The sequence below is a fragment of the Corynebacterium sp. UMB9976 genome (genome assembly GCF_030212265.1).
Taxonomy (GTDB): domain Bacteria; phylum Actinomycetota; class Actinomycetes; order Mycobacteriales; family Mycobacteriaceae; genus Corynebacterium.
In genome coordinates, this window is record NZ_JASODY010000199.1 from 1 (window position 1) to 223 (window position 223).

Consider the following 223-nt stretch of genomic DNA (forward strand, 5'->3'; position numbering starts at 1 on the left):
ACGCAGCTGCCTGACGACCCGCTAAAGATCGCCAGGCAGTGCAATTACGGACAAGATCAACTCGCCAAAGTCAACGACCTTGTCCCAGAAGACCACAACAAAGCCGACCACGAAACAGGACGACCAGCCTTCTACGACAACGCTATCCCAACCGAATACCAACACAACATAGGAATCCGGAAAGGGCCCATGAGATAAAAAGGGCCCACCCGGCGACACGCCG

At 55.2% G+C, this 223-nt stretch carries 1 pseudogene; it reads left to right on the top strand.

The window, feature by feature from the left end:
• Window positions 1-198: pseudogene (locus QP140_RS10360) on the top strand (IS1249 family transposase); the annotation flags it as partial.
• Between the last annotated feature and the right edge of the window lie 25 nt (window positions 199-223).